General features: G+C 72.3%; 13 protein-coding genes and 3 tRNA genes. 7 read left to right on the top strand and 9 right to left on the bottom strand.

Features of this window, described 5'->3' with window-relative positions; translation table 11 throughout:
• Window positions 1-190: 190 nt before the first annotated feature.
• From NBY69_RS03765 to NBY69_RS03745, 5 genes are read right to left on the bottom strand one after another with little or no spacing between them, the layout of a single operon-like run.
• Window positions 191-1,984: a hypothetical protein gene (locus NBY69_RS03765; RefSeq protein ID WP_250298211.1), complete on the bottom strand. Its 1,794-nt coding sequence runs from the start codon at window positions 1,982-1,984 to the stop codon at window positions 191-193.
• Entirely contained in the window at window positions 1,981-5,688 is a 3,708-nt protein-coding gene (locus tag NBY69_RS03760) for a DUF5682 family protein (RefSeq protein WP_250298208.1), read from the bottom strand. The genes NBY69_RS03765 and NBY69_RS03760 overlap by 4 nt, the downstream gene beginning before the upstream one ends.
• Window positions 5,675-6,832 carry an AAA family ATPase gene (locus tag NBY69_RS03755; protein ID WP_250298206.1) on the bottom strand — a complete coding sequence of 386 codons (1,158 nt, stop codon included), beginning with the start codon at window positions 6,830-6,832 and terminating at the stop codon, window positions 5,675-5,677. The genes NBY69_RS03760 and NBY69_RS03755 overlap by 14 nt, the downstream gene beginning before the upstream one ends.
• Window positions 6,829-11,736, bottom strand: coding sequence for a hypothetical protein (locus tag NBY69_RS03750; protein ID WP_250298204.1), 4,908 nt, complete (start codon window positions 11,734-11,736; stop codon window positions 6,829-6,831). Before NBY69_RS03750 ends, NBY69_RS03755 begins: the two co-directional genes overlap by 4 nt.
• On the bottom strand, window positions 11,733-12,611 hold the full coding sequence (locus NBY69_RS03745; RefSeq protein ID WP_250298203.1) for a DUF4132 domain-containing protein: 879 nt from the start codon (window positions 12,609-12,611) through the stop codon (window positions 11,733-11,735). Before NBY69_RS03745 ends, NBY69_RS03750 begins: the two co-directional genes overlap by 4 nt.
• A gap of 165 nt (window positions 12,612-12,776) precedes the next feature.
• On the opposite strand from NBY69_RS03745, the gene NBY69_RS03740 reads away from it, so the two are divergent.
• From NBY69_RS03740 to NBY69_RS03725, 4 genes are all read left to right on the top strand, one after another.
• Complete coding sequence (locus NBY69_RS03740) at window positions 12,777-14,057, top strand: deoxyguanosinetriphosphate triphosphohydrolase (RefSeq protein WP_250298202.1); 1,281 nt, start codon at window positions 12,777-12,779, stop codon at window positions 14,055-14,057.
• Window positions 14,058-14,217: 160 nt separating this feature from the next.
• On the top strand, window positions 14,218-15,495 hold the full coding sequence (locus NBY69_RS03735) for an NAD(P)/FAD-dependent oxidoreductase (RefSeq protein WP_250298200.1): 1,278 nt from the start codon (window positions 14,218-14,220) through the stop codon (window positions 15,493-15,495).
• A 97-nt stretch (window positions 15,496-15,592) separates the two neighbouring features.
• Window positions 15,593-17,494, top strand: coding sequence for a DNA primase (dnaG, locus tag NBY69_RS03730; protein ID WP_250298199.1), 1,902 nt, complete (start codon window positions 15,593-15,595; stop codon window positions 17,492-17,494).
• Window positions 17,495-17,685: 191 nt separating this feature from the next.
• Complete coding sequence (locus NBY69_RS03725; protein ID WP_250298197.1) at window positions 17,686-18,909, top strand: sigma-70 family RNA polymerase sigma factor; 1,224 nt, start codon at window positions 17,686-17,688, stop codon at window positions 18,907-18,909.
• Between the two features lie 174 nt (window positions 18,910-19,083).
• Here NBY69_RS03725 and NBY69_RS03720 read toward each other — a convergent pair whose 3' ends face one another.
• The 4 genes from NBY69_RS03720 to NBY69_RS03705 all read right to left on the bottom strand — a co-directional run bounded on the left by NBY69_RS03720 (window position 19,084) and on the right by NBY69_RS03705 (window position 24,623).
• Window positions 19,084-21,006, bottom strand: coding sequence for an ABC transporter ATP-binding protein (locus tag NBY69_RS03720; protein ID WP_250298195.1), 1,923 nt, complete (start codon window positions 21,004-21,006; stop codon window positions 19,084-19,086).
• Window positions 21,006-22,739: an ABC transporter ATP-binding protein gene (locus NBY69_RS03715; protein ID WP_250298194.1), complete on the bottom strand. Its 1,734-nt coding sequence runs from the start codon at window positions 22,737-22,739 to the stop codon at window positions 21,006-21,008. The genes NBY69_RS03720 and NBY69_RS03715 overlap by 1 nt, the downstream gene beginning before the upstream one ends.
• Before the next feature lie 108 nt (window positions 22,740-22,847).
• The gene (locus NBY69_RS03710; protein ID WP_250298193.1) at window positions 22,848-24,293 is read right to left on the bottom strand and encodes an FGGY family carbohydrate kinase; all 1,446 of its coding nucleotides are present in this window, start codon (window positions 24,291-24,293) and stop codon (window positions 22,848-22,850) included.
• Between the two features lie 30 nt (window positions 24,294-24,323).
• Window positions 24,324-24,623, bottom strand: a complete 300-nt coding sequence (locus tag NBY69_RS03705; RefSeq protein WP_250298192.1) for a YtxH domain-containing protein — start codon at window positions 24,621-24,623, stop codon at window positions 24,324-24,326.
• A gap of 167 nt (window positions 24,624-24,790) precedes the next feature.
• On the opposite strand from NBY69_RS03705, the gene NBY69_RS03700 reads away from it, so the two are divergent.
• The 3 genes from NBY69_RS03700 (at window position 24,791) to NBY69_RS03690 (ending at window position 25,196) form a co-directional block, all read left to right on the top strand.
• Window positions 24,791-24,863: transfer RNA gene (locus tag NBY69_RS03700), tRNA-Asn, on the top strand.
• Window positions 24,864-24,868: 5 nt separating this feature from the next.
• Window positions 24,869-24,941 (top strand) — tRNA-Asn (locus NBY69_RS03695).
• 181 nt (window positions 24,942-25,122) lie between these two features.
• A tRNA-Ile gene (locus NBY69_RS03690) sits at window positions 25,123-25,196 on the top strand.
• Window positions 25,197-25,700: the final 504 nt, after the last annotated feature.

Here is a 25,700-nt window from a genome sequence, read left to right as displayed (position 1 = left end):
CGTGACTGGTCGCCTTCGAGGACTCCGGGAGCGCGCTTGCGCCAGCCGAAGATCGCCAACTTACCGGGCCCGGCCCGGCACCGCCAGGGCTGAACGGCCCCTCGGCACGGGCGCGGCCGGACGGGCCCCCTCGGTACGGGCGCGGGCCGGACGCGCCCTCTCGGCGCGGGCGTGTCCGGGGGCGCCGCCATCAGGCTGTCCAGGCGGCCACCAGCAGTGCTGCGACCGCTGCCCGCGCATACAGGGCGGTGGCGAGCCACGCGGTCGCGAACGCGTCCTTGTCGGTGGGGAGCAGCCGGCCGAGCACGTCGTGGTGGCGGGCCGCTGCCGCCTCGGTCAGGGCGTGTGCGCAGTCGGCGCCCGTGGTCAGACCCGCGGCTCGCAGCCGGCCGGGCAGCTCGTCGTCCGCCGCCGCGACTGGCCGTCCGCCCGCGACCGTACGGTCCACCGCGCGCCGGAGCAGGTCCAGCTCGACCGGGAGCACCAGGGGCGTGCCGGTCATGCTCCCGGACGGGGGGACCACGCTGGGCAACTGTGCACGGTTCAGCCGGCGCAGCCCCAGATCGGCACGGAACTCGCTGCCGTCCGTGGCCGTCCACGAAGCGGCCAGAACGCTGATACCGCCCGGCCGGTCCTGCCGTATCCGGCCGATCAGCCGCAGCGGAAGACCGGGATACGAGGTGAGCAGGCGCAGATTCTCGGCGTACGGCAACTCCGGCCGCTCGTCCGGGGCGAGCAGACGCAGCACCGGGCCCCGGGTGACCGCGAGCGCTCCGTCGGTGGTGAGCGTCCCGTCGAGGAACAGCAGCCCGCCGCCCGCGGGGCTCGCGGCCGGAGCCCCCAGAACCGCGGCGAGTTGGGCGGAGGGCGGCTGCTGCCAGAGCGCGTCGAGCGGTGCCTCGTGCCACTCGGCGCCGGACGCCCGGACGGAACGGACCTGCTTTCCGCCGCCGATCCGGCCGTCCGCCGAGACCGTGGGCGAGGTGAGGATGACCCCGCCTCCCGCGCCCAGTTCGCGCAGCGGGAGCGCACAGCCGCCGGGCACGGATGAGCCCGCGGCCTGCACGGCGCGGCCGGGGCCGCCGGGCGCGATGTCCGAGAGCGTGCGCAGGGTCCCGTCGGGGGCCAGCGCATGGGTGGTGGCGCCGGAGTAACCGGACGCGGTGACCACCGGTTCGGTGAACAGACCGTGCAGCCGCAGCGGTCCGCCGGGGCGGTAGTCGCGCCGGGCGGCCGTGGCGCGCCCCGGCCGCCGTACGGCGTCGAGCAGCCCGGTCAGCTCGTCGGTCAGCTCCGCCAGCCGGAACGCCGGGTCGTTCTCCCGCGCGGCCCCGAGATGGCGGGCGATCCGCACGGCGGTGGCCGATTCCTCGTGGAGCCCGGCGAGGCGCGCGGAGTGCGCCGCATGGAGCAGTTGGGCGCGGTGGTGTGCGCCTGCTCCGGTAACTCCCGTACTCAGCACCTCCGTTCCCGCCTCCCGCAGGGCGTGCGCTGCCGCTGGGACGCCGGGGGTTCCGTCGGCGCCCGGGTACGGCTGGGGCTCCTGTTCCGGCGTGGGTGGCCTGGTGTGCTCCGGGGTGGGCGACCCGGTGCGATCGGTCGTCGACGCGGCCTCCGGCCCCGGCCCCGGCCCCGTGCTCTCGTTCCCGTCAGCTTCCTCGTGTTCTACCTCCTCGTGTTCTGCTTCCGCGTGCGGTTCGGCCAGTGGGGCGCTCGACAGCACGGCCGCCCGGTGCAGGCAGGCCGGTGCCAGCAGGCATGAGCAGACCGCGTCGTCCGCGTCCGCCACGATCCCCGCCGGGCTGAGTACCAGCGTGACCGCCGTGTCCTCGGCCACTCTGACGACCAGCCCGTCGGCGACCACCTGTACCGGCCACCCGGCTGCCTTCGCCACCGCTCCGTCGAGGCGTTTGCGCAGCCGGGCAGGCAGCAGGTCGAGGGCGGCAGCCGCCACCTCGGTGCTCACCGGAGGGAGTGCGGTCATCGGTGCGTACCTCCTACGCGCTCGCCGACCCAGCGGGACAGCTCCAAGGGGCTCAGCGCCGCGACCGGCATTCCGGCCGCCACCAACTGGGAGGCCACGCCTGCCGCATAGCGGGGCCGCCCCTCGTCGTCGAGCGAGGCGCAGCCCAGGACATGGCAGCCCGCGTCCACCAGGGCCCGCACCTCGCCGAGGAGCGGTCCGACGGGGCCGCCCTCCTCGAAGTCGCTGACCAGCACCACCAGCGTGCGCGAGGGCACGGTCACCAGCTCGCGGGCGTGGCGCAGGCCGCGCGCGATGCTCGTACCACCGCCGACGCTGACCTCCAGCAGCAGACTCAGCGGGTCCTCCACCTGGTCGGTCAGGTCGAGGACCTCGGTGGAGAAGGCGACGAAGTGGGTACTCAACGCCGGAACACCGGCCAGCACGGACGCGGTCAGCGCCGCCCAGACCGTCGACGCCTCCATGGACCCGGAGACATCGACGACCAGGACGAGGCGCCAGTCGGCGGACTTGCGGGCGCGGGTACGGAAGACCGGCCGCTCCGGGAGCACGGTCACCGCCCCGCTGTCCGGGTCGCGGCGCGCGGTCGCCAGGTTCGCGCGCAGCGTGCGGCCCAGGTCGAGCGGACCGCCGGGGCGGTACGTGGGGCGCGGATGGGCGAGGCCCGTGAGCGCGGGCCGCAACCGGGAGGCCAGGGCCTCGGTCAGCTCCCGTACGAGCCGGGCGACCAGGGGCCGCAGCCGGGAGAGCTGCTGCTCGGGCATGCCACCCGCGTACGACAGGACGGTGCGCAGCAGTTCCACGGACGGGCGGGCCGACCCCGGATCGAGTTCCAGGGCGGCGTCGAGCCGTCCCGCGTCGGCGGCAGCGGCGAGCACCTCTTCGCGCACTCCGGGCCCGAACAGCGCGGACAGCTCCTCCGACCAGGTCCGCACATCGGGGTACGAGGCTTCGGCGCCGCCGCCGGTTCCACCGCCGTCCTCACCGCGTGCCCCTTCACCGCGGCCCCGGCCGTACAACTCGTCGAGCGCGGCGGCCAGCCGGCCCGCACGGCCTGTCATTCCCCGCCCCTGTCCCAGCAGGAGCCGCCACCGTTCAGCAGGCGTGAGCGCGTCCGCCGAACGGTGAACGACCGGTGCGGGGACGGTGGTTGTGCGTGCGGTGGTTGTGCGTGCGGTGGGTGTGCCTGCGGTGGGCACGAAAACTGTGGGCCCGAAAGCGGCGGGTACGAGGGCGGACGGTGTGCCTGTGATCGTTGCGGCAGGCGCACCGCCCGGTCCGGTCGGTCCCTCCGTCTGCCCGCGAACCACCAACTCCCTTGTCAGCAGCGCTTCACGGCCCGCCAGATCTGCCAGGGCGAGGCGCGCCAGGGCCACCGGGTCGGAGACCGATGCGGGAAGGGTGCCCGTCGCGATGCCCGTACGGTCCTCCACCGTCGCCAGCAGCCGGGCCCGCGCAGCCGGTGCCAAGGTGTCGAAACCGGCCCGCAGTGCGGGCAGCCGGTCCAGGAACGGGCGGTCCGGGAGGGCCTCGACCCGCTCGGCCAGCGGGTCCAGTGCCTGCCCCGTCTCCAGGAGCGGCCCCGCGGCGAGCAGTACGCCGCGCAGGAACGACGCCAGGTCCGCGCGGAGTTCGGCCGTGGACGCGCTGTCGACCCGAGACGCGAGCCGTCGGCCGAACTCGCCCGCGTCCCGCTGGCCGAGCAGCACCCGTGCGGCGCCCGCGGCCCCGCGGATGAGCGGGGTGGCGTCCGACTCCAGGCGGGCGACCGCGTCGGTGAGGCGCAGCCCGCCGTCCGAACCGGTGGCCCGGGTGGCGAGCGAGACGAGTGCGCGGGCGTCGTCCGGCTCGGTGGAACCTGCCAGCCCGTCGAGCGCCCGGACCCCGGCCGCGGCGACCTCTTCGTACGCCGATGCCACCGCGGAGGTCTCCCAGCCGTTGGGCAGGCCCGGCACATGGCCCGCACCGATCCGGTCCAACAGGGCCATTCCGTCCAGCAGTTCGGAGAGCGTACCGGTGCGGGGCAGCAGCTCGGCGGTCTCGGCCAGGCGCTCTGCGGCAAGGCCCGGAAGCCCGCAGTGCGCCGCCTCCGACAGCCCGGCGAGGACCTCGGCAGCGGTCGGTCCGCCCTGCTGCCGTTCGGCGGTGCGCCGACGGCGCAGCATTCCGGCCGCGGCCTGTTCCGGCGTGACCCCGTGGACACCCGCGACATCGAGCATCGCGGCCGTCGCCGGAGACCAGGTCACCGTCCAGCGGGTGGTCAGCGCGACCGCGTCGCCCGCCCCGGTGACCCGGGTCTCCTCCCCGTACGGGACACGGCAGGCCGTGAGGCGCCGCAGAAGGACCTCGCGCCGGCGGTCCGGGCCGGAGCGGAGCGCGTCGAGCCGCAGTTCGCGTCTCCCGGGGGCATCGGGGCCGGGCAGGGCCAGCTCGACGAGCAGCGCCTCCACGGCGGGTGCCAGCCCGGACCGGGGCGTGCCCGGGGCCAGCCGCCCCTGCCGGTCGCCGACCAGGGTCCGCTCCATGGCGGCGGCGACGACCCGGCCACGACCGAGCAACTGCCCCTGGGTCAGCACGGTCTGGGCCGCCTCGACCAGCTCACCGCGTCCGGCGGCCGGGAGCCCGCGCAGCGTCGCCAGGTCACGCGCGACGCGCACCACCTCCCGTGCGTCGGCAGGTCCACTCGGGTGCCCGGCGGCCCGTACCGCAGCGCAGACACGGACCGCCGTCGCGGTCAACAGCTCGTCCAGCAGGGCGGGTTCGCCCCCGGCGAGGAAGACTCCGCGCTGCCACTCGGGGTCCCGGATGCCCGCGGGGTAACCGGAGCGCTCGTCGAGCAGCGGGTAGGCGTACGGCACCAGAGAGGTCACCACGGCGTCCGGGTCCGCACCGCGAGCGGTATCGGGGAGAGGCGTCCGGAGCGGAGCGTGGGCAGCGTCGACGGGGGGCGTCCCGCCGGTCAGCGCGGGTCCGTGAAACGCGCCGACCACCGCAGCCGTCCGGCGTCCCGCGTGCTCGGCCAGCCGCTGCCGCATGTTCTCCTCGCGCCGCAGGTCGTACGGGTCCACCTCGCCCGCGTCGGTACGCAGCGCCCAGCCGACCAGTAGCGCGGCACGACGCAGCGCCTCCGGTGCGGCGCCGGGAGCCACGGCCTCGACGAGGCGGTCCCACAGATCGTCCCCGGGCCGCCCGCCGGCCCGCGCCCGCAGCGCGGCCGTCAGCTGCCCGCTCCGGGAGCCATCGGTCTTCTCGGCCCGGACCTCCGACTCCGGGACCTCCGACTGCGGGACCTCCGACTCCGGGACCTCCGATTCCGGGACCTCCGACTCCCGGACCTCCGACTCCCGTGCGCCCAACTCCCGTACGGACAACGGAAGATCGAACGGCACCACCGGCACCCCCGCCTCCCTGGCCCAGCGGATGGCCGCCAGCTCCGGGGAGAACTCCGCGAACGGCAGGAAGACCAGCCCGCCCCCGCCGCCGCTCCCGGCCAGAGCCACCGGGGGGACCGTCGCCGGGTCCCCGAGGTGTTCCAGCCAGGGTGCGAACTCCTCCGGCAGCTCCACCAGCAGCACCTCGGGCGCGGCGGCCGTCAGCATCGCGGGCACGGCAGCCGCCAGCGCGGGGGAGTGGTGCCGTACCCCGATCAGATACGGAGCACGGCACCCTGCCAGCGCGGCGAGTGCCTCCTCAGGTGAGCTCATCACGCAGCTCCCACAAGGTGCGCCACAGCGGAGCGCCGGCCTCCGCACGCCGACGGACCGGGCCGTCCCAGTAGCCGAGCAGCCGGGCGTGGTCGGCCGGATCGTCCTTGCGGACCGTGCCGAGCAGATGACCCGGCAGGGTCCGTACGACATCGCGCCCGCCACCGAGATAGGCGGCACCTATCCCCATCGCCGCGGCGACCTGCACCGCTTCGGCCGTCGACAGGACCGTGGACGGGCGCTCGATCTCCCAGCCCTCGGCGCTGCGCCCGGTGCGCAGATCCCGGAAGGCGGTGACCAGCGCTTCGAGCACCGTGTCGTCGACTCCGAACGGGGCGCCGCCACGCGCCAGCGCCGCCGTCGCCTGGCTCCGTACGAGCGCCGTCTCCGCGTCGAGATCGTCGATCGGGCCGACCGTCTCGAAGTTGAAGCGCCGTTTGAGGGCCGCCGACATCTCGGAGACGCCCTTGTCCCGGAGGTTGGCCGTGGCGATCAGGGTGAAGCCAGGCACCGCATGCACCGTGCCGTCGCCGCCCTCGTCACCCGCCAGCTCCGGGACCGACATCCGGCGCTCCGAGAGCAGGGAGACCAGCGAGTCCTGTACCTCGGGCAGGCAGCGGGTGACCTCCTCGATCCGGACCACGGCGCCGCGCGTCATGGCCGTCAGCACGGGGGAGGGCACCAGCGCCTCCCGACTGGGGCCCTTGGCCAGCAGCATCGCGTAGTTCCAGCCGTAGCGCAGCTGGTCCTCCGTGGTGCCCGCCGTGCCCTGGACGGTGAGGGTGCTGGTGCCGCACACGGCGGCGGACAGCAGCTCGGAGAGCATCGACTTGGCGGTGCCGGGTTCACCCACCAGCAGCAGGCCCCGCTCACCCGCCAGCGTTACCACGCACCGCTCCACCAGGGCCCGGTCGCCCACGAACTTCCGGGACACGCAGAGCCGTTCACCCTCCGCCGTGCGCAGGGCCTCGCCGTCGGAACCGCAGACGAACAGCACCACCGCGCGCGGCGTGAGCCGCCAGCCCGGTGGCCGCGGGCCGCCGTCGTACACCGCGAGGAACTCCAGTTCCCGTGCGTAGCGCTCCTCGGCCAGTTCGAGCTGCCTGCCGGACCCCGTCATCGTCCCGGCCGTCGTCTCCGTCATCGCCTGCCTCTTCCGCGCTCGCGCCCCGTGAACTCCTCGAACCCGGGTGCGTCGCCGTCGACGACCCGCTGCCATGCCCGCTCGTACAGCTGGGGAACCGGAATGTCCGGCACTTCGAAACTGCCGTCGGCCTCCGCGAGCAGCGCCGTCTTCCAGAGCTCGTGGGGCAGTTGAGGTGTGCGGCGCTCCAGCCAGCCGCCCGGCAGGAAGAGCGACCGCCCCGCACGTGCCCGCTTGGCCTCCAGGACCAGGTCGGTGGCGGCCAGTTCGGCCCGCGCGCGCTTCAGCCTGGCCGGCTTCCAGCCCGTCCACTCCGCCTGGTTGCGGTCGGTCGGATCGGGCAGTGCGAGCAGCATCAGATAGACGACCGCCGCGTCGGGGGACAGACCGAAGCGGTCAGCCGCGTCCGACAGCGGCCCCGGCGCCGAAACCGTCGGGTCCTGCGGGGCCCCGGCCGGGCCGTCGGCACTGAGCAGATCCATGAACTCCGGGCTCAGCAGAGTGCGCAGCGCCCCCAGCGGCCTCGGGTCGTCGGCGGCTGCCAGCACCAACTGGAGCGCCGGGCCGCCGCTGTCGGACACGGCGTCGTCCCCGGCCGCCGCACTGCTCTCCGACAGGGCGGCAGGCCGCAGCCACACCGTCTCCCGGCCGTACAGGCCGCTGTACCGGTTGGGTCCCAGCACCAGCGCGGGGCCCGCGGGCACCAGCCCGTCCGCGTTCTCGCCGCCGGTCTTCGGCATGGCGTACATCTCGCGGACCCGCTCGGAGAGCGAGAGCACGCCGGGCTGGGTCCATCCCTGGTCCACCTGGAGCAGCAGCCCCGGATCGGTCAGCCGGTCGCGCACCGCACGCAGGGTCTCAGGGAGCACCGCCCGCAGCGCATCGCCGTACGGCAGCCGGTACGCCAGCCAGCGCAGCCGGGTCGCCAGGCCGAGCAGGTGCGGGAGGCCGACCAGTTTCGCCGGCTCCGCGCATGTCACCTCGCCGTCCTCGACCCGCTGTACGGTGCGGCCCCGGAGCCGGATGTCCAGCTGTGGGTTGAGCGTCAGCTGAACCTCCGCCGCCACCAGGCCCTCCCGTACGGCCCGGTCCAGCAACGGCTGCGGCACGGCCCGCTGTTTGCCGTGCACCGCGATCCATGCGCGCGTCAGGGGACCCAGGTCGAACCCCCTCTCCCAGAGCGGCTCGACCGCCTCGGGGTCGGTGGGAATCAGCAGCCCGGGGAAATGGCGCCGTTGTCCTCCCCGCAGTTCCTGCAGGGTCTCCCTGGCGGACTTGACCTGGGTGACCTTCAGCCCCAGCGGGTCCAGCCACGCGGCGCCCGGCAGCCCGTCCCGGCCGCTCTCGTGCAGCCGGGGGAGCCCCAGGAGCAGCAACAGGGCCGCCCCCACGCTCACCCCGGTGGCCTCGGCGAACCCGATGGCCTGCTCGGGCCGGAAGGCCAGCGGCCCCCGGGTTTCGGCGAGCGCGAGGAGCTTGCGCAGCGCGGGTGCCCGCACGGGGTCGCCGGGCGCGCCGTGCACCTGCGACTCATGGATCGTGAAGCCCTCCCACGGCCCGAACTCCCCGGCCGGGTCGTACTCGACGGCCGTCCAGTGTTTGCGGTCACCCCGGTGCCACTGCGAGTTGGTGAGCAGGACCAGCCGGTTCCCCGCGCGGTGAACCGTTCCGATGCCCGTGTGTCCGGCGATCGGGGGCGAGCACAGCTGCAGCGTGCGCAGCCGCCCGCGCGGGTCGGCGAACAGCGAGTCCCCGTCCGGCCCGGCGGCGAGCGCGGCCTCGACGAACTCGGCTGCCGCGGCCCGCTCCTCGGCGTCCGTACCCGACGAGACGGCCCGCAAGGCCACGGTCGCCATACCCTCGCCGATGAACCGCTGCCACTCGACCCGGGTGTCCGCCAGGTTCACCTGTGTGGTCGCGGCGCTCCGCGGTTCGTTCAGCAGCGCCTGGAACAAGTGGAGGTGGTCCAGCGTCGTGGTGCCTTCGGCGTCGGAATGGCTGGACCAGTAGCCGCCGGACTCCAGCAGCCCGCCCAGTGACCTGAGCAGCAGTCCGTCCCGTGCCGCCCGTACGACGCGGGTGGACTTCGCGGGGGCCGGGGCGGCGGCCCGCTCGGCCAGTTGGGCGATGCGCTCACGGCACCGCACCGTCTCCGTCACCAGCCCGGCCACCCCGGCGGCCAGCGCCGGATCGGTGATCCCGGGCAGCACCCGGGCCACCGCCCCGGCCGCGTCAAGACCTTCGTCGACAGCGGCCAGCAACGCCGCCGCGTCCGCGTCGGTCACCGACCGCAGGACCGCGGAACCCTGCTCGTCACGGGGCCGCAGCGCGTGCCAGTACCAGAGCGGCGGTACGAACCGGGTGCCCGCCGCATGGACGCCACCGCCCTCGCGCGGCGTCACCTGGCCGACCACCACGCCCTGCGTGTCGCGCAGTTCGACCACTCCGCGGCCGTGGCCCGTACGCACCGGATGCAGCACCGCACCGGCGGGCAGCCGCAGCGGCGCCACCGGGTAGCCGTCGGTGGTGGGCAGACCGCGCGTCCCGTCGACCGAACAGGCCGTCCGGGCGCCGGAATCCGCCTCGTACGTCACCGACCAGCCCAGCAGCCCGTCCTTTGTGCCGAACGGCGAAGCTTCGAGCCCCGGCGGGACCGGCAGTAGCTGGCTCGCCCGCTCTTCGAGGCGTGTTCCGGTGCCGGATCCGGCACCGGCGAGCGCCTGGGCGAGCGCCGCGTCGAAGACCGCGGGCACCGAGGCCCGGCCGCGCCGCGCCGACTGCGGGTCGTACTCGTACCAACGGCCCTCGTGCAGCACCCAGTACGAGACGCCGTCCGAGGCGACCTCGCGGCGCTGCTCCGCGAAGGAGGTGTCGCCCGCGTGCACCGGGCGACCGCCGTAGCAGCGTCCGCCCTCGGGCAGCGGCAGCGAGACCGTGTGGTCGGTGTATGCGGCGCCGTCGAGTCCCGTCGGCCGGAACACGTCGGCCTGGCGTCCCGACCAGGTGGCCCGCCACTCGCCGTTGTGCCACGAGGCGACCAGCCACTGTCCGTCCACATGGCGCACGATCGGCTCGCCGTGCGAGTTCGGACCGGGCATCGGGAGAGTGCGCTGATCGAGCACCGCGTCGGGTCCGGCCAGCGCGACCTGGAGCCCGGTGCGCACGACCAGTGCCGGCCAGGCGTCCTCGGCCCGGTACCACCGGTCGCGCGCGGTGAAGTAACGCCCGCCCTGCGTGGGGGCGTCCACCTCGCCGAGCGTGCCCAGCGCCTGCTCCAGCGCGGGCCAGCCCAGCTCGTCGAGGATGCCCGCCCGCAGCGTACGGCCGAGGACCGGCACCGGGTCGAAGGTGGTGATCCGCTGTGTCGCGGCCTCCGATGTGGCCAGCACGGAAGGCGCGGAGAACCGGGCGACCCTGGACAGCAGGGAGTTCAGACCGGGCAGCCCGAGGGGCTGCCCCAGCTCCTCGGCCCGGTCGTCGAGCCAGCCCGCCATCGCGCCGTGCAGCGAAGGGTGTTCGGCCGCCTTCCCCAACCGTGCGGACGGGCCGTTCCCGGAGCCGCCGTACGTCGCGAGGTTCTCCACCGCCTGCCGCACCATCGGAACGAAACGGGTGTCCGAGAGGAGCACGGCCAGATCCCGGCGGCCCGGCCCGTCGTCGGCCAGCCACTCGCGCAGATCCAGCGGTCGCGCCCCGGATACCGGATCGGCGACCGGGATTCCGGCCGCCAGACAGGTGTCCAGCAGATCCAGATCCACATCGGCACGCCTGCGGCCCCCGCCGACCAGCTCGACCGGCGTCCCGTCCGCGATCAGCCGTGGAGCCAGCCGCTCCACCAGTGCCAGCTCGTCGGCAAGACGCCTCGACTGCCGCCAGCCGCGCTGCCGGTGCGCCGCCCAGGACGCCAGCCACTCGGCGGCCGGCACCGTGCCGTCGGTCAGCAGATCGATGGCCCCGCACGTCTCCAGCACGCCGAGCCAGGCCGCGTCGAACTCCGCCGTGGAGTCACCGCCCGCGGTCGGCAACAGGGCCAACAGCCGCTCCTGGACAGTCCTGTCACCGGCCGCGGCCTCCGCCAGCGCGGGCAGCGCCGACTTCCAGAAGCTCGCCGCCGCGCGGTTCATCCCGCCCAGCTGGATGATCTCGCCGAGCACCGACCGCTCCTCGGCCCGCGCGTCGAGACCCGCACTCCTCGCGAGCCGCCGCAGATCCTCCAGCATGCCCGCGTACGGGGCGAGTCCGGCCCCGCACCGCTCCACCGAGAGCGTCCGGAACTCCGCGTACGCCGCCTCCGCGGACAGCCGTTCCGCGAGGCCCTTCGCGTGGTCACGCATCGCCTTGCCGCTGAGCGCGCCCGCCCCGGCGAACTCCAGGAACACCTCGCGCAGCCGGTCCTCGTCGACCTCCAGCGCGTGCCGCTGCTCGGCGGCCCGCGCCTTCCCGAAGAACGTCGACGCCTGCTGCTGCGACTCCGCCGCGAGGAACAGCCGCGCCACCTGCTCGTAGAACGTCGGCAGGAAGTGCGGGACCGACCGGTCGAGCCGCACACCGATCTCGTCGAAGCCGTCCTTGGCATGCCCCGGCTTACTGGTGACGAGCCGGGTCAGCCGCTCCATCTCCTTGACCACGGCCAGCGCATGGTGACCGTTGGCCGGGTCGTTGACCAGCGCCCAGGCGGGGAAGCCGAGCGAACGGCGCTTCACCCGGCCCACCACCACCGGAGCGGCAGCGCCGAACCCCAGGTACTCCAGGGCCAGATCCTCGGCCGGCCCGATCGCCTCGGGGACCAGCCGCACGACCGTGCGGCCCTCCAGCACCGGATGCTCGTAGGCCCGCGCCGTCAGCGCGTCGCCCTCGGCGCCACCCGCGGGCAGCACCGCCCCCGCCTCAAGAAGTCCGTTCACAGCTCCCCCTCCGACTCGTCCCGCACCACACGACCCGCGTACACCAGCGCGGCCATCCGCGCCCCCTCCGACCAGGCCACCGGCCCGACTTCACGCAGCGGCAGCCGCCGACCGCCCGCGCCCCGCCACTCCAGACCGCCCGTGCAGGCCTCGCCCTCCGGGTAGTCGTCGCCGATCCAGTACGCCGCTTCCAGCGGACGGCCGTCCTCCACCAGCGAGCAGACGGCGGACCCGCCGCGCACCCGGTAGCCGTGCGACACCGCTCGCGCCGTCGCGTGGCGCAGCTCCTCGAACTTCCCGTCCGCGTAGGCCCGCCACTCCTGCGCCGCACCGTCCAGCTCGGCGGGTATCGGCCACACCTCGCGGAACAACTGCTCGATCCCCTGCTCGACGCCCAGCTCCGCCGCGAACTCCCGCAGCTCCGCCAGGTCTTCGAGGAGAACCGGGTGCGGTATCAGTACCGACCCGGCGTCCAGCCGCACCGAATCCCCGTCGAGGTCCACCACGCCGATACCCCGCTCGGGGTCCGCGTCGCGCAGGAACCCGGCGCGCGCCAGGTCCGCGGAACCGTCGGGGCGCACCGGCGCCACCACCAGGTCCCGCAGCGCCCCCTGCCACGCCGTGTCGGCCCAGACCCGCGCCAGCAGCTCCGCGGGCACCGGCAGCGAACGCACCAGCCAGGTGTCCACCTGCTCCCGGCACTCCCGTTCGTGCCGGTCAAGCCACTGTGCCAACTGCCGCAGCCGTACGACCTCCGCGTCGTCCCGCAGCTTGGCGGGCACCTGCTTCAGCTCGCGCCCTGCCGCGTTCCGACAGCGCAGCCGCGCGCCGTCCAGAGTGACGGCATACCCACCCGATGTACTGATCCAGCCCATGGCGAGACCCCCTCCCGACCTTCAGGTTCGTTCTGTGGATCACAGTAGGCGGGGGGTCTGACAACGCCCGGACGGGCGGACGGGCCAGGACCGCCCGACACCACCTGAACCGCCACCTGGCGGGCCCGGCGCCGTCCGCGAGGTGAAACTCAGTACTGTCGAAGCATGGAAGGCACCGCGTACAACCCGACCGACTTCGAACGCTGGGACACCGAGCCGGACAAGCGACCAGGCCGTACCGCCTTCCAACGCGACCGTGCGCGCGTGCTGCACTCCGCCGCGCTGCGGCGCCTCGCGGGCAAGACACAGGTGGTCACCCCCGGCTCGCGCAGCCGCGTCTGGGACTCGAGCCCGCGCACCCGCCTCACGCACTCCCTGGAATGCGCCCAGGTGGGAAGAGAGCTCGGCGCGGCACTCGGCTGCGACCCCGATCTCGTCGAGACGGCCTGTCTCGCCCACGACCTGGGGCATCCGCCGTTCGGGCACAACGGCGAACTGGCGCTCAACGACTTCGCCGCGGACTGCGGCGGCTTCGAGGGCAACGCCCAGTCACTGCGCCTGCTGACCCGGTTGGAACCCAAGCGGTTCGTCACCTCGCAGACCACCGGCGAGCTGGTCAGCGTCGGCCTCAACCTCACCCGCGCCGCCCTCGACGCCGCCACCAAGTACCCCTGGCCCCGCGGCGGCCATCCCACCGAGCCCGGCTCGGTGAAGTTCGGCGTGTACGAGGACGACCTGCCCGTCTTCGCCTGGGCCCGGCGCGGCGCCCCCCAGGACCGCAAGTGCTTCGAGGCCCAGGTCATGGACTGGTCCGACGACGTCGCGTACTCCGTGCACGACGTCGAGGACGGGCTGCACGCCGGCCACATCGACCCCAACTGCCTGCACTCCGCGCCCGAACGGGCCGACATCATGGCCGTGGCCGTCGGCCGCTACGTGCCGGCCGACACCGACCCGGCCGAGCTCGCCGAAGCCCTGGACGGACTGCTCGCCCAGGACTGGTGGCCGCACGGCTACGACGGAACGGCCGTCGCGCAGGCCCGGCTGAAGGACGCCACGAGCCAGCTCATCGGCCGTTTCTGTCTGGCCGCCGAGAGCGCCACCCGCCGGTCGTACGGCACGGGACCGCTCACCAGATACGCCGCGGAACTGGTCGTCCCGCGCCGGACACGGCTCGAATGCGCCGTGCTCAAAGCCGTCGCCGACCGGTACGTCATGCAGCGCGAGGAGCAGGAGCGGCTCCGGGCCGACCAGCGCGTCGTCCTCGCCGAACTGGCCGAGGCACTGACCGAACGCGCGCCGGAAGGGCTGGACCCGCAGTTCCGGACCCTGTTCGACGCGGCACCCGACGAACGCAGCCGCAAACGCGTGATCGTCGACCAGATCGGCTCGCTCACCGATGCCTCGGCGCGCTCCCTGCACGCCCGGCTGACCGGCCGTCACTGACCGGCGGCCGGCGGCCCGGACGGGGTTCCGGACCGGCCGACATGCCATCATGACCGGCCATTCCTGACCGTGCGTGAGCCTCAACACCTCACACCTCTTCCCCCATCACACTCCGTGCGGGACGCTCGCAAGCGGCGCCCGCACTACAAGGAGGCATCAAGTGGTCGACGCACATCTGACGTTCGTCATCATCGGCGGAGGGCTCGCGGGGGCGAAGGCCGCCGAAACCCTCCGCGCCGAAGGGTTCGCGGGCCGCGTGATCCTCATCGGGGACGAACGCGACCACCCCTACGAGCGCCCGCCGCTGTCGAAGGGGTACCTGGCGGGCAAGGAGGAGCGCGACAGCGTCTACGTCCACGAACCGGCCTGGTACGCGCAGGCCGACATCGAGCTGCACCTCGGCCAGACGGTCGTCGAGATCGACCGTGCCGTCAAGGTCGTACGGCTCGGTGACGGCACCGCCATCCACTACGACAAGCTGCTGCTGGCCACCGGTGCCGAACCGCACCGGCTGGACATTCCAGGCACCGGGCTGGCGGGCGTCCACCATCTGCGCCGCCTGGCCCACGCGGACCGGCTGCGCCACGTCCTCGCCTCCCTCGGCCGGGACAACGGCCATCTGGTGATCGCCGGAGGAGGCTGGATCGGCCTGGAGGTGGCGGCGGCGGCCCGCGGCTACGGCGCCGAGGTCACCATCGTCGAACCGCACCCGACCCCGCTGCACGCCGTGCTGGGCCCGGAACTCGGCCAGATCTTCACCGACCTGCACACCCAGCACGGCGTCCGCTTCCACTTCGGCGCCCGCCTCACCGAGATCACCGGCCAGGACGGCATGGTCCTCGCCGTCCAGACCGACGACGGCGAGGAACACCCGGCCCACGACGTCCTCGCCGCGATCGGCGCCGCCCCGCGCGTCTCCCTCGCGGAGGCGGCCGGTCTGGAGCTCGTCGACCGCGCGCACGGCGGCGGCATCGCCGTCGACGCCTCGCTGCGCACCTCCGACCCGGACATCTACGCGGCAGGGGACGTGGCCGCCGCCGAGCATCCGCTGCTCGGCACCCGGCTGCGCGTCGAACACTGGGCCAACGCCCTGAACGAAGGCCCGGCGGCGGCGCGCGCCATGCTCGGCCAGGACGTCGCGTACGACCGGATCCCGTACTTCTTCTCCGACCAGTACGATCTGGGCCTGGAGTACTCGGGGTGGGCTCCGCCCGGCTCCTACGACCAGGTGATCGTCCGGGGTGACGCGGGGAAGCGCCAGTTCATCGCCTTCTGGCTGAAGGACGGCCGGCTGCTGGCCGCGATGAACGTGAATGTGTGGGACGTCACCGAACAGCTCCAGCGGCTGATCCGCTCGGGCGCGACGCTGGACCCCGAAGCGCTGGCGGACCCGTCGGTGGAGCTGGCCACGCTGGGAATCCGACCCGAAGCACGGTGATCCTCCCGGGCTGGTCCGCGGCCGGGCCCGCGCCCCGGCCGCGGCCGGCCGGGGATCGGCAGCACGGACTGTCCGACCCGGACCGTAGACTTCATGCGTGGCAGGCAGGATCAACGATGACGACGTGAAGGCGGTCCGGGACGCGGTCCCGATCGACGCCGTCGTTTCCGAGTACCTCCAGTTGCGGAACGCGGGCGGCGGAAACCTGAAGGGTCTGTGCCCCTTCCACGACGAGAAGTCCCCCTCCTTCCAGGTGAGCCCCGCCAAGGGCCTCTTCCACTGCTTCGGCTGCCAGGAGGGCGGGGACACCCTCGCCTTCATCATGAAGATCGACCACCTCTCGTTCAGCGAGGCGGTCGAGCGGCTGGCGGGCACCGCGGGCATCACCCTGCGGTACGAAGAGGGTGGCTACACCCCGAACAGCCAGCGCGGCGAGCGCATCCGGCTGGTCGAGGCGCACAAGGCAGCCGCGCAGTTCTACGTCGACCAGCTCGACAGCGCCGAGGCCGAGATCGGGCGCAAGTTCCTCGCCCAGCGGGGCTTCGACCAGGCCGCCGCCACCCACTTCAGCGTCGGCTACAGCCCGGCGGGCTGGGACCACCTGACCCGTTTCCTGCGCGGCAAGGGGTTCTCCGACAAGGAGCTGCTCGCCTCCGGCCTCGCCCAGGAGACCCGCGGCGGCAAACCCATCGACCGCTTCCGCGGCCGGCTGATGTGGCCGATCCGGGACATCAGCGGCGAGGTCGTCGGCTTCGGCGCGCGCAAGCTCCGCGACGACGACAACGGCCCGAAGTACCTGAACACCCCCGAGACGTCGATCTACAAGAAGTCCCAGGTCCTGTACGGGATCGACCTGGCCAAGAAGGAGATCGCCAAGTCCAGCCGGGCCGTCGTCGTCGAGGGCTACACCGATGTCATGGCCTGCCACCTGGCCGGGGTGACCACCGCGGTCGCCACCTGTGGCACGGCCTTCGGTACCGACCACATCAAGATCCTCCGCCGGCTCCTGATGGACAACGGCAGCGCCCGCGTGATCTTCACGTTCGACGGTGACGCGGCCGGCCAGAAGGCCGCCCTGCGCGCCTTCGAGGACGACCAGAAGTTCGCGGCCGAGACCTACATCGCCATCGCCCCCGACGGCATGGACCCGTGCGACCTGCGGCTCGCCCAGGGCGACGAATCGGTGCGCACCCTCGCCGAACCCCGCACCCCGCTCTTCGAGTTCGCGCTCCGCCAGATCGTCTCCCGCTACGACCTGGAGACCCCGGCGGGCCGTGCGACGGCGCTGGACGAAGCCGCACCGATCGTCGCCCGGATCAAGAACAGCGCCTCCCAGCACGAGGTGGCCGTACAGCTGGCCGGAATGGTCGGCATCCTCGACACCCAGTTCGTGGTCAAGCGCATCAGCCAGCTGGCCCAGTGGGCCCGCGGCCGGGGCAACGCACCGACGCCCGCGCGCGGCGGTCGCCCCCAGCCCGGGACCCGGCCGGCCCCGGCCCCCGCGGGCGGCCCCGCACTCAACCTCCGCAGCCCCGCCCACCGTACGGAGCGGGAGCTGCTGAAGCTGGCGCTCCAGCGCCCCGAACTGGTCTCCCCGGCCTTCGACGCGTACGGGGCCGACGAGTTCACCGCCCCGCCGTACGCCGCCGTACGCGAGGCGATCATGGAGGCGGGTGGCGCCGAGGAAGGCATCACCGACTCCTTCGAGTACCTCACCCGGGTCCGCGGGGCCGCCCCCGACGACACGGTCCGCGCCGTCGTCACCGAGCTGGCCGTGGAAGCGATCATGCGCCGTACGGTCGACGAGGTGTACGCGGGCGACCAGTTGGTCAGCGTCCGGCTCCGCGCGGTGGACCGCCGCATCACCGACGTCCAGTCCACCCTGGCCCGGGTGTCCACCCAGGGCGACGCGGAACAGTACGCGGCGGTCCAGAACGAACTCTGGACCCTCCAGCAGTACGGCCGGTCCCTGCGCAACCTCGGCGCCGAGGCGCTCTGACCCGAGGCACGCCGACCCGGAGCGCTCCGACCCGGGGCGTGGCTCCGGAGCGCCGCCCCGGCGTACTCCGACCGGTGCGCTCCCTCCCCGTGTCGACGGATCACTGCGCTTCCCCGGGAAGCAGGATTGGCCGCGGGCCGGAAAGTCACGCTGGGGAACCAGAAAGTCACCGCACGCCCCTCGTGGCGGCGATGTGTCGTACCCCACACTGGACAGCGGTGTCCGAGACCGACCCGCGAACGGGGGACGGGATCGGCCCGGCCGCCGACGCTCCACTGCCGCACGCCCCCGATCCGGCAGTCCCCCTGGAGGCCGCCCCCGTGCAGACCCGGACCCTGACCGAAACCGATGTGGCCACGGCGGTTCCACCGCAGGGCCCGGCCGCACATCACCCCGAGATCCGGCCCACCGCCGACGACGGGCCGTCCGCGCCCGAGCCCGCCATGGAGGACCTGGCGGAGACCCCCGAGCCGCCCCGCCGCAGAGCCACGGCCGATTCCGGTGGCCCGTCCTCCGACCTCTTCCGCCAGTACTTACGTGAGATCGGCCGCATCCCACTGCTCACGGCGGCCGACGAGGTCGAGCTCGCCCGACGGGTCGAGGCGGGCCTCTTCGCCGAGGAGCGGCTGTCGGGCTCCTCCGATCTCGACTCCCGACTCGCCGTCGATCTGGACAAGTTGGTCGTACTCGGCCGGATGGCCAAGCGCCGCCTGATCGAATCCAACCTCCGGCTGGTGGTCTCCGTCGCCAAGCGGTACGTGGGTCGCGGGCTCACCATGCTCGACCTGGTCCAGGAGGGAAACCTCGGGTTGATCAGGGCCGTGGAGAAGTTCGACTACGCCCGGGGCTACAAGTTCTCGACGTACGCGACCTGGTGGATCCGGCAGGCGATGTCCCGCGCCCTGGCCGACCAGGCCCGGACCATTCGAGTCCCCGTCCATGTGGTCGAGTTGATCAACCGGGTGGTGCGGGTGCAGCGCCGGATGCTCCAGGAACGCGGCGAGGAGCCCACCGCCGACGAGGTCGCCGCTCATCTCGATCTCACCCCCGAACGCGTCACCGAGGTCCTGCGGCTGGCCCAGGAACCCGTGTCGCTGCATGCCCCGGTGGGGGAGGAGGACGATGTGGCGCTGGGCGACCTGATCGAGGACGGCGATGCGGCGTCCCCCGTGGAGTCGGCGGCGTTCCTGCTGCTGAGGCAGCATCTGGACGCCGTGCTCTCGACGTTGGGGGAGCGGGAGCGGAAGGTCGTTCAACTGCGCTACGGGCTGGCCGACGGACGGCCGCGCACCCTGGAGGAGATCGGGCGGATCTTCGGGGTGACCCGGGAGCGTATCCGCCAGATCGAGTCCAAGACGCTGAACAAGCTGCGGGACCACGCGTTCGCGGAGCAGCTGCGCGGCTATCTGGACTGACCCGGCCCTCAGGCCCGGCCCCGACACCGCGCGCCTGCGCCCCGCTCCGGCGCCCCCTCGACGCCGCGAGCCCGGCTCCGTTCGGCCCCCGCACCTGCCCCCGGTGCCGTGACAGCTGCCCCTCCGGACCCCGTCCCGGCGGCGGCCGGTCCATCGCTGGACCGGCCGCTCCGCTCAGTCGACCTCGACCACTGCCTGCGCGAACTGCGCCGCGTACAACCGCGCGTACGCCCCGTCCGCCGCCAGCAGCTCCTCGTGCGACCCCTGCTCGACGATCGCCCCGCTCTCCATCACCAGAATCACATCCGCGTCCCGGATCGTGGACAGCCGGTGTGCGATGACGAAGCTCGTACGACCGTGCGCCAGCCGGGCCATCGCCTTCTGGATCAGCACCTCGGTACGGGTGTCGACGGAGCTCGTCGCCTCGTCCAGCACCAGGATCACCGGCTCGGACAGGAACGCCCGCGCGATCGTGATCAGCTGCTTCTCGCCCGCGCTCACCCCGGTGCCCTCGTCGTCGATCACCGTGTCGTAGCCCTCGGGGAGGGTGCGGATGAAGCGGTCGGCGTGGGCCGCGCGGGCCGCTTCCTCGATCTGCTCGCGGGTGACCGGACGCGAGGAGCCGTACGCGATGTTGTCCGCGATCGAGCCGCCGAAGAGCCAGGTGTCCTGGAGCACCATCCCTATGCCGGAACGCAGGTCCTCACGGGACATCCTGGCGATGTCGACACCGTCGAGCACGATCCGCCCGCCGGTCACCTCGTAGAACCGCATCAGCAGATTCACCAGGGTCGTCTTGCCCGCGCCGGTCGGACCGACGATCGCGACCGTGTGCCCCGGCTCCACCGACAGCGACAGATCGTCGATGAGCGGCTTGTCCGGTGAGTACCGGAAGGCGACCTTCTCCAGCGAGATGCTGCCGCGCAGGTTCTCGGGCCGCTCGGCGGTCTCCGCGTCGGGCTCCTGCTCCTCCGCGTCGAGCAGTTCGAAGATCCGCTCGGCGGACGCGACGCCCGACTGCACCAGGTTCGCCATTGACGCGACCTGCGTCAGCGGCTGCGAGAACTGCCGCGAGTACTGGATGAAGGCCTGGACGTCACCGATCGACAGCGAGCCCGAAGCGACCCGGAGGCCGCCGATGACCGCCACCAGCACGTAGTTGAGGTTGGAGACGAACATCATCAGCGGCTGCATGATCCCGCTGTTGAACTGCGCCTTGAAGCCCGCCTCGTACAGCGCGTCGTTCTGCTCGCGGAACGCCTCCGCCGACTCCTCCTGCCGCCCGAAGACCTTCACCAGGGCGTGCCCGGTGTACATCTCCTCGATGTGGGCGTTGAGCTTGCCGGTGACCTTCCACTGCTGCACGAACTGCGGCTGCGACCGCTTGCCGACCCGCGTCGCCACCAGGACCGACAGCGGTACGGTCACCAGCGCGACCAGCGCGAGGATCCAGGAGATCCAGAACATCATCACCAGCACACCGATGATGGTCAGCAGCGAGTTGACCAGCTGTCCCATCGTCTGCTGCATGGTCTGGCCGATGTTGTCGACGTCGTTGGTCGTCCGGCTGAGCACCTCGCCGCGCTTCGCCTTGTCGTAGTACGACAGCGGCAGCCGCGACAGCTTCGCCTGGATCTCCTCACGCATCCGGTACACGGCCTGGTTGATGATCCGTGCCGCGAGCCGGGTGGTGGTCAGCATCAGCAGGCCCGCGCAGACGAACGCCGCCAGCGCGAGCAGCAGGATCTTGCCGACCTCGGTGAAGTCGATGCCCTGGCCCGGAGTGAAGTCGACACCGGAGAGCATGTCGGCCATGGCGCCCTGGCCCTTGGCGCGCAGCCCCTGAAGGGCCTGCGCCTTGGTCGTGCTCGCCGGCAGCTGCCGGCCGATGATCCCACCGAAGATCAGGTCGGTCGCCCGGCCGAGGATCTTCGGCCCGATCACCGAGAGAGCGACGCTGCCGACCACGGCCGTCAGCATCGCGAAGAGCGCGGGGCGGTCCTGCGCGAGCATCCGCAGCAGCCGTTTGCCCGACCCCTTGAAGTCCATGGACTTCTGGGTCGGCCCCATCATCATGCGTCCACCAGGACCGGCCATCAGGCTGCCTCCGCCTCGGTCAGCTGGGAGAGCACGATCTCCCGGTATGTCTCATTGCCGTCCATCAACTCGTGATGGCGGCCGGTTCCGACCACCCGGCCCTCGTCCATCACGACGATCCGGTCCGCGTCGCGGATGGTGGAGACGCGCTGCGCGACGATCACCACGGTCGCCTCGGCGGTCTCCAGCCGCAGCGCGGTCCGCAGCGCCGCGTCCGTCGCGTAGTCCAGTGCCGAGAAGGAGTCGTCGAAGAGGTAGATCTCCGGCCGCTGGACCAGCGTCCTGGCGATCGCGAGCCGCTGCCGCTGCCCGCCGGAGACATTGGTGCCGCCCTGGGCGATCGGCGCGTCCAGCCCGCCCTCCAGCTTCTCCACGAAGTCCTTGGCCTGCGCGACCTCCAGCGCGTGCCACAGCTCCTCATCGGTCGCGTCGGGGTTTCCGTACCGCAGGTTCGTCGCGACGGTCCCCGAGAACAGATACGGCTTCTGCGGCACCAGCGACACGGTCTTCGCCAGTAGCGTGGGATCGATCTGCCGGACGTCCGCGCCGTCCACCAGCACCTCGCCGCCGGTGGCGTCGAACAGCCGCGGCACCAGGCCGAGCAGCGTCGACTTCCCGCTGCCCGTCGATCCGATCACCGCGGTCGTCTCACCGGGCAGCGCCTCCAGGGCGATGTCCCGCAGCACCGAAGCCTCGGCGCCCGGGTACTTGAAACCGGCCCCCCGGATCTCCAGATGGCCGTGCCTGACCAGTTCCCGCACCGGCTCCAGCGGCGGCACCACGCTGGACTCGGTGCCGAGCACCTCCTGGATCCGCTCGGCACAGACCTCCGCACGCGGCACCATCATGAACATGAAGGTGGCCATCATCACGGACATCACGATCTGCATCAGATACGAGAGGAACGCGGTCAGCGCCCCGATCTGCATGGCCCCGCTGTCGATCCGGTGCGCGCCGAACCAGACCACCGCGATCGACGAGACGTTCACCACGGTCATCACCGTCGGGAACATGAGCGCCATCAGCCGCGCGGTCCCCAGGGAGACCTCGGTCAGCTCGGTGTTGGCGCCCTTGAAGCGCTCCTTCTCGTAGTCGTCCTTGACGAACGCGCGGATGACGCGGTTGCCGGTGATCTGCTCGCGCAGCACCCGGTTCACCGTGTCGAGCCGGACCTGCATCTGCCGGAAGAGCGGGCGCATGCGCCGGACGATCAGGGAGACCAGGACGAGCATGACCGGGAGGACCGCGACCAGGACGAGCGAGAGCGGTACGTCCTGTCCGAGCGCCAGGACGATGGCGCCCACACACATGATCGGCGCCGAAGCCATCAGCGTGAACGACATCAGCACCAGCATCTGGATCTGCTGGACGTCATTGGTGGTGCGGGTGATGAGGGACGGCGCCCCGAAGTGCCCGACCTCGCGCGCCGAGAAGGACTGCACCCGGTCGAAGACCCCGGCACGGATGTCCCGGCCGAGGGCGGAGGCCGTCCGCGCACCGAAGTAGACGGCGCCGATGTTGCAGATCACCTGGACCACGCTGATGGCGATCATGACGCCACCGAAGGTCAGGATGTAACCCGAGTCACCCTTCACGACACCGTTGTCAATGATGTCCGCGTTGAGAGTCGGCAGGTAGAGGGTGGCGCAGGTCTGGAACAGCTGAAGCAGCGCCAGCAGGGCCATCGGTTTCTTGTACGGACGCAGGTACGTCCGCAGGAGTTGTATGAGCACGCGCTGTCTCTCGGGGTCGGCGGTCCGGCAGGGCAGATCCCCCCAGTTTCCGGTACCGGCCCTCCCGAAACTAACCGTTTTCCTCAAGGACAGGTCAAGACGACCGCATCAGGACGGCTCGCCGAAGGCTCCCGGATGGATCTGGTCACGGGTGGCTGCGTACTGCTTACGCACGGCTTGCCCCACCGCCAGTTCCTCACCTGGTTCGAGCACCTGCGCCGCCGCGCCCTGCCAGGCGGGCGGGGTCTTCGCGTCCAGCGTTCCCCGGGAGACCCCGAGAGCCCACGCGGCCTGCCTCGCGGCGCCGACCGCGGCGTAGTCGGCGGGCTGCGGTACGACGACCTGCGCCCCGAAGATCCCGGGCGCCGCGGCCCGGACGGCGGGCAGCTCGGCGGCGGCGCCCAGCAGGAACACCCGGCGCACCTCGACCCCGCGGTCCCGGAGTACGTCCATCGCGTCGGCCAGCGAACAGAGCATGCCCTCGAAGGCGGCCCGCGCCAGATGCTCACGCTTCATCGACTCACGCCGCAGCCCGGACAGGGTCCCCGCGGTGTGCGGCAGCTCGGGGGTGCGCTCGCCCTCCAGGTACGGCAGGAGTACGAGTCCGGAGGAGCCGGGGGTGGAGGTCAGCGCGAGGGCCGAAAGGGCCTCCAGATCCTCGACCCCGAGCAGCTCGGCGGTGCCGCGCAGGGCCCGTACGGCGTTGAGCGTATGCACGACGGGCAGATGCATGCCGGTCGCGTCGGCGAAAGACGTGATCATCCCGGACGGGTCGGCCAGCGCCTCGTGATGCACCGCCATCACCGAACCCGAAGCGCCCAGCGACACGACCACGTCCCCGGCCGCGACCCCGAGCCCGAACGCGGCGGCCATCGTCTCGCCCGTCCCGGCGGAGATCAGCAGCCCTTCGGGGGTGGTCCCCGCTGTGTCGGACGGGCCGAGCACCTCGGGCAGCGCGGCCGGGTGACCGAGCGCCAGCTCCACCAGGTCGGGACGGTAGGCGCCGGTCGCCGCCGACCAGTAGCCGGTCCCCGAGGCCGCGCCCCGGTCGGTGATCCGCCGGGCGGGGCGGCCCAGGAGCTGCCACACCAGCCAGTCGTGCGGCTGGAGCAGGGCGGCGACCTGCGCGGCGGCCTCCGGCTCGTGCTTCGCCAGCCAGCGCAGCTTCGCCACCGGCTGCGCGGACTGCGGTACGGACCCGACGGCCTCGGCCCACGCGGACCGGCCGCCGAGCGAGTCGATCAGATCCGCCGCGGCGACCTGCGCCCGCTTGTCGTTGCCGACCAGCGCGGGACGTACGAGATTGCCCTGCCGGTCCAGCGGCACCAGACCGTGCTGCTGCGCGGAGACGCCGATGGCCTGCACGCCCTCCAGGAGGCCGCCGGCCGCCGCCTCGCCGAGCGAGAGCAGCCAGGCCTGCGGATCGACCTCGTACACCTTCGGGTCGATCGGGTGCGGCGCGTACCCCTGCCGCAGCACGGCACCTGTGTCCGCGTCGCAGACGACGATGCGCGTGAACGCGGAAGAGCTGTCAAGACCGGCGACTATCCCCATGCGGACCGATTGTGCCGTACAACCGGAACGTCAGGTGTTGGTGGTGCCCCAGTCGTCCTCGACGGCGCCGTTGCGCTCCCGCAGCGAGCGGACCCGCTGGGCCATCGCTTCGGGCATCCGGTCCCCGACCTTCTCGCTCACCGTGTGGAGAGCCTTGCCCGCGACATCCCGCCCGTTCTGCGCTGCGGCCTCGGCGGCGTTGCGCACGGCGGGGTTCTCCGCGACCTGGCGGGCGGACTTCTTCAACTGCTCGTAACGCTCCCGCCCGGCCCGTGTGCCGATCACGTATCCGAGAGCGAGTCCAACGACGAACGTCAGCTTGTACCGCATGGCTGCCTTCCCTTGTGCCGGTGCTGCCCGCCTACCCGGCAACGCGCGTGATCACCCGGGGCGGAACCGATTGGCGGAGCACCCCCCTGCTTGCGCTAATGTATGTGTCGCAGCGAGCACACGCCCCCCGGGATCGTTCGGACGGGTACGTTCGGTGCAAAGAGCAATCCCCTGTAGCTCAATTGGCAGAGCAGCCGGCTGTTAACCGGCAGGTTACTGGTTCGAGTCCAGTCGGGGGAGCGCGGTCCCCTGTAGCTCAATTGGCAGAGCATTCGGCTGTTAACCGGAGGGTTACTGGTTCGAGTCCAGTCGGGGGAGCACATGACGGAAGAGGGCCCCCCGGGGCCCTTTTTCGTGTGTCTTTCCCACCCTGGTGGAACCGCCCGGCCTGCGGCGCAGTCCTCATGGTCAGGTGAAGCCGACCATCCGAGGCAGGAGATCGTATGAGCGGCTATGCTGCGGCAGACGGCGCGCACAGGTGTGCGCGCCACGCCGTAAAGGGGCGGTAGCTCAGCCGGTTAGAGCAGCGGACTCATAATCCGTCGGCCGTGGGTTCGAGTCCCACCCGCCCCACCGAGTATCCCCAGGCAGAATCGTTCTGACCTGGGGAAACGTGTTTTTCGGGGGCTGTTTTGCGTGTGGCGGATGCCTAACGGGGGTGTGGCGAGTGTGCGTCCTCGCGTGTGGCGGATGAGTCTTTGGCTGCTGTGACCTGGGCTTTTGTCGTGGCGCCTCCGTGGGATGCGTGATGGGGCGTCCCACCCGCCTCGTTTCGAGAGTTGAGTGATTGGGCTGTCGCCCTCGCTCTCCGTCAGGGTTGCTCCGAAGGGCGCCGGTTCCGCGCCGGCAGATATTGGGGTCGACCAGGTGCCCCGTGGGCGACCTGCGCCTGCGGGGATGCTCCGGTCACCGAGGGCGCGAGCTACGTCAGGGACGAGTCGACCCGCGCTCAGGGATGCTCCAGAAAGCGAGGTACACAAGGCCACGCCAGGCGACGGAAACAAGCCGTCCGGTGGCTTGGTCAGTAGCTGCATCCGCTGACGGGAGGGTTCCGCACAGCCGAGTTCTCGTTAGGTT

This window comes from Streptomyces sp. A 4/2 (genome assembly GCF_940670765.1).
Taxonomy (GTDB): Bacteria; Actinomycetota; Actinomycetes; order Streptomycetales; family Streptomycetaceae; genus Streptomyces.
This window is presented reverse-complemented; position numbering and strand designations above follow the sequence as displayed.

Bases quoted from the DNA above. Each gene is read 5' to 3' on its own strand.
- NBY69_RS03765 (WP_250298211.1), bottom strand. From the start codon at position 1,984: ATGACCGCACTCCCTCCGGTGAGCACCGAGGTGGCGGCTGCCGCCCTC.
- NBY69_RS03760 (WP_250298208.1), bottom strand. From the start codon at position 5,688: ATGAGCTCACCTGAGGAGGCACTCGCCGCGCTGGCAGGGTGCCGTGCT.
- NBY69_RS03755 (WP_250298206.1), bottom strand. From the start codon at position 6,832: ATGACGGAGACGACGGCCGGGACGATGACGGGGTCCGGCAGGCAGCTC.
- NBY69_RS03745 (WP_250298203.1), bottom strand. From the start codon at position 12,611: ATGGGCTGGATCAGTACATCGGGTGGGTATGCCGTCACTCTGGACGGC.
- NBY69_RS03740 (WP_250298202.1), top strand. From the start codon at position 12,777: ATGGAAGGCACCGCGTACAACCCGACCGACTTCGAACGCTGGGACACC.
- NBY69_RS03725 (WP_250298197.1), top strand. From the start codon at position 17,686: ATGTGTCGTACCCCACACTGGACAGCGGTGTCCGAGACCGACCCGCGA.
- NBY69_RS03720 (WP_250298195.1), bottom strand. From the start codon at position 21,006: ATGGCCGGTCCTGGTGGACGCATGATGATGGGGCCGACCCAGAAGTCC.
- NBY69_RS03710 (WP_250298193.1), bottom strand. From the start codon at position 24,293: ATGGGGATAGTCGCCGGTCTTGACAGCTCTTCCGCGTTCACGCGCATC.
- NBY69_RS03705 (WP_250298192.1), bottom strand. From the start codon at position 24,623: ATGCGGTACAAGCTGACGTTCGTCGTTGGACTCGCTCTCGGATACGTG.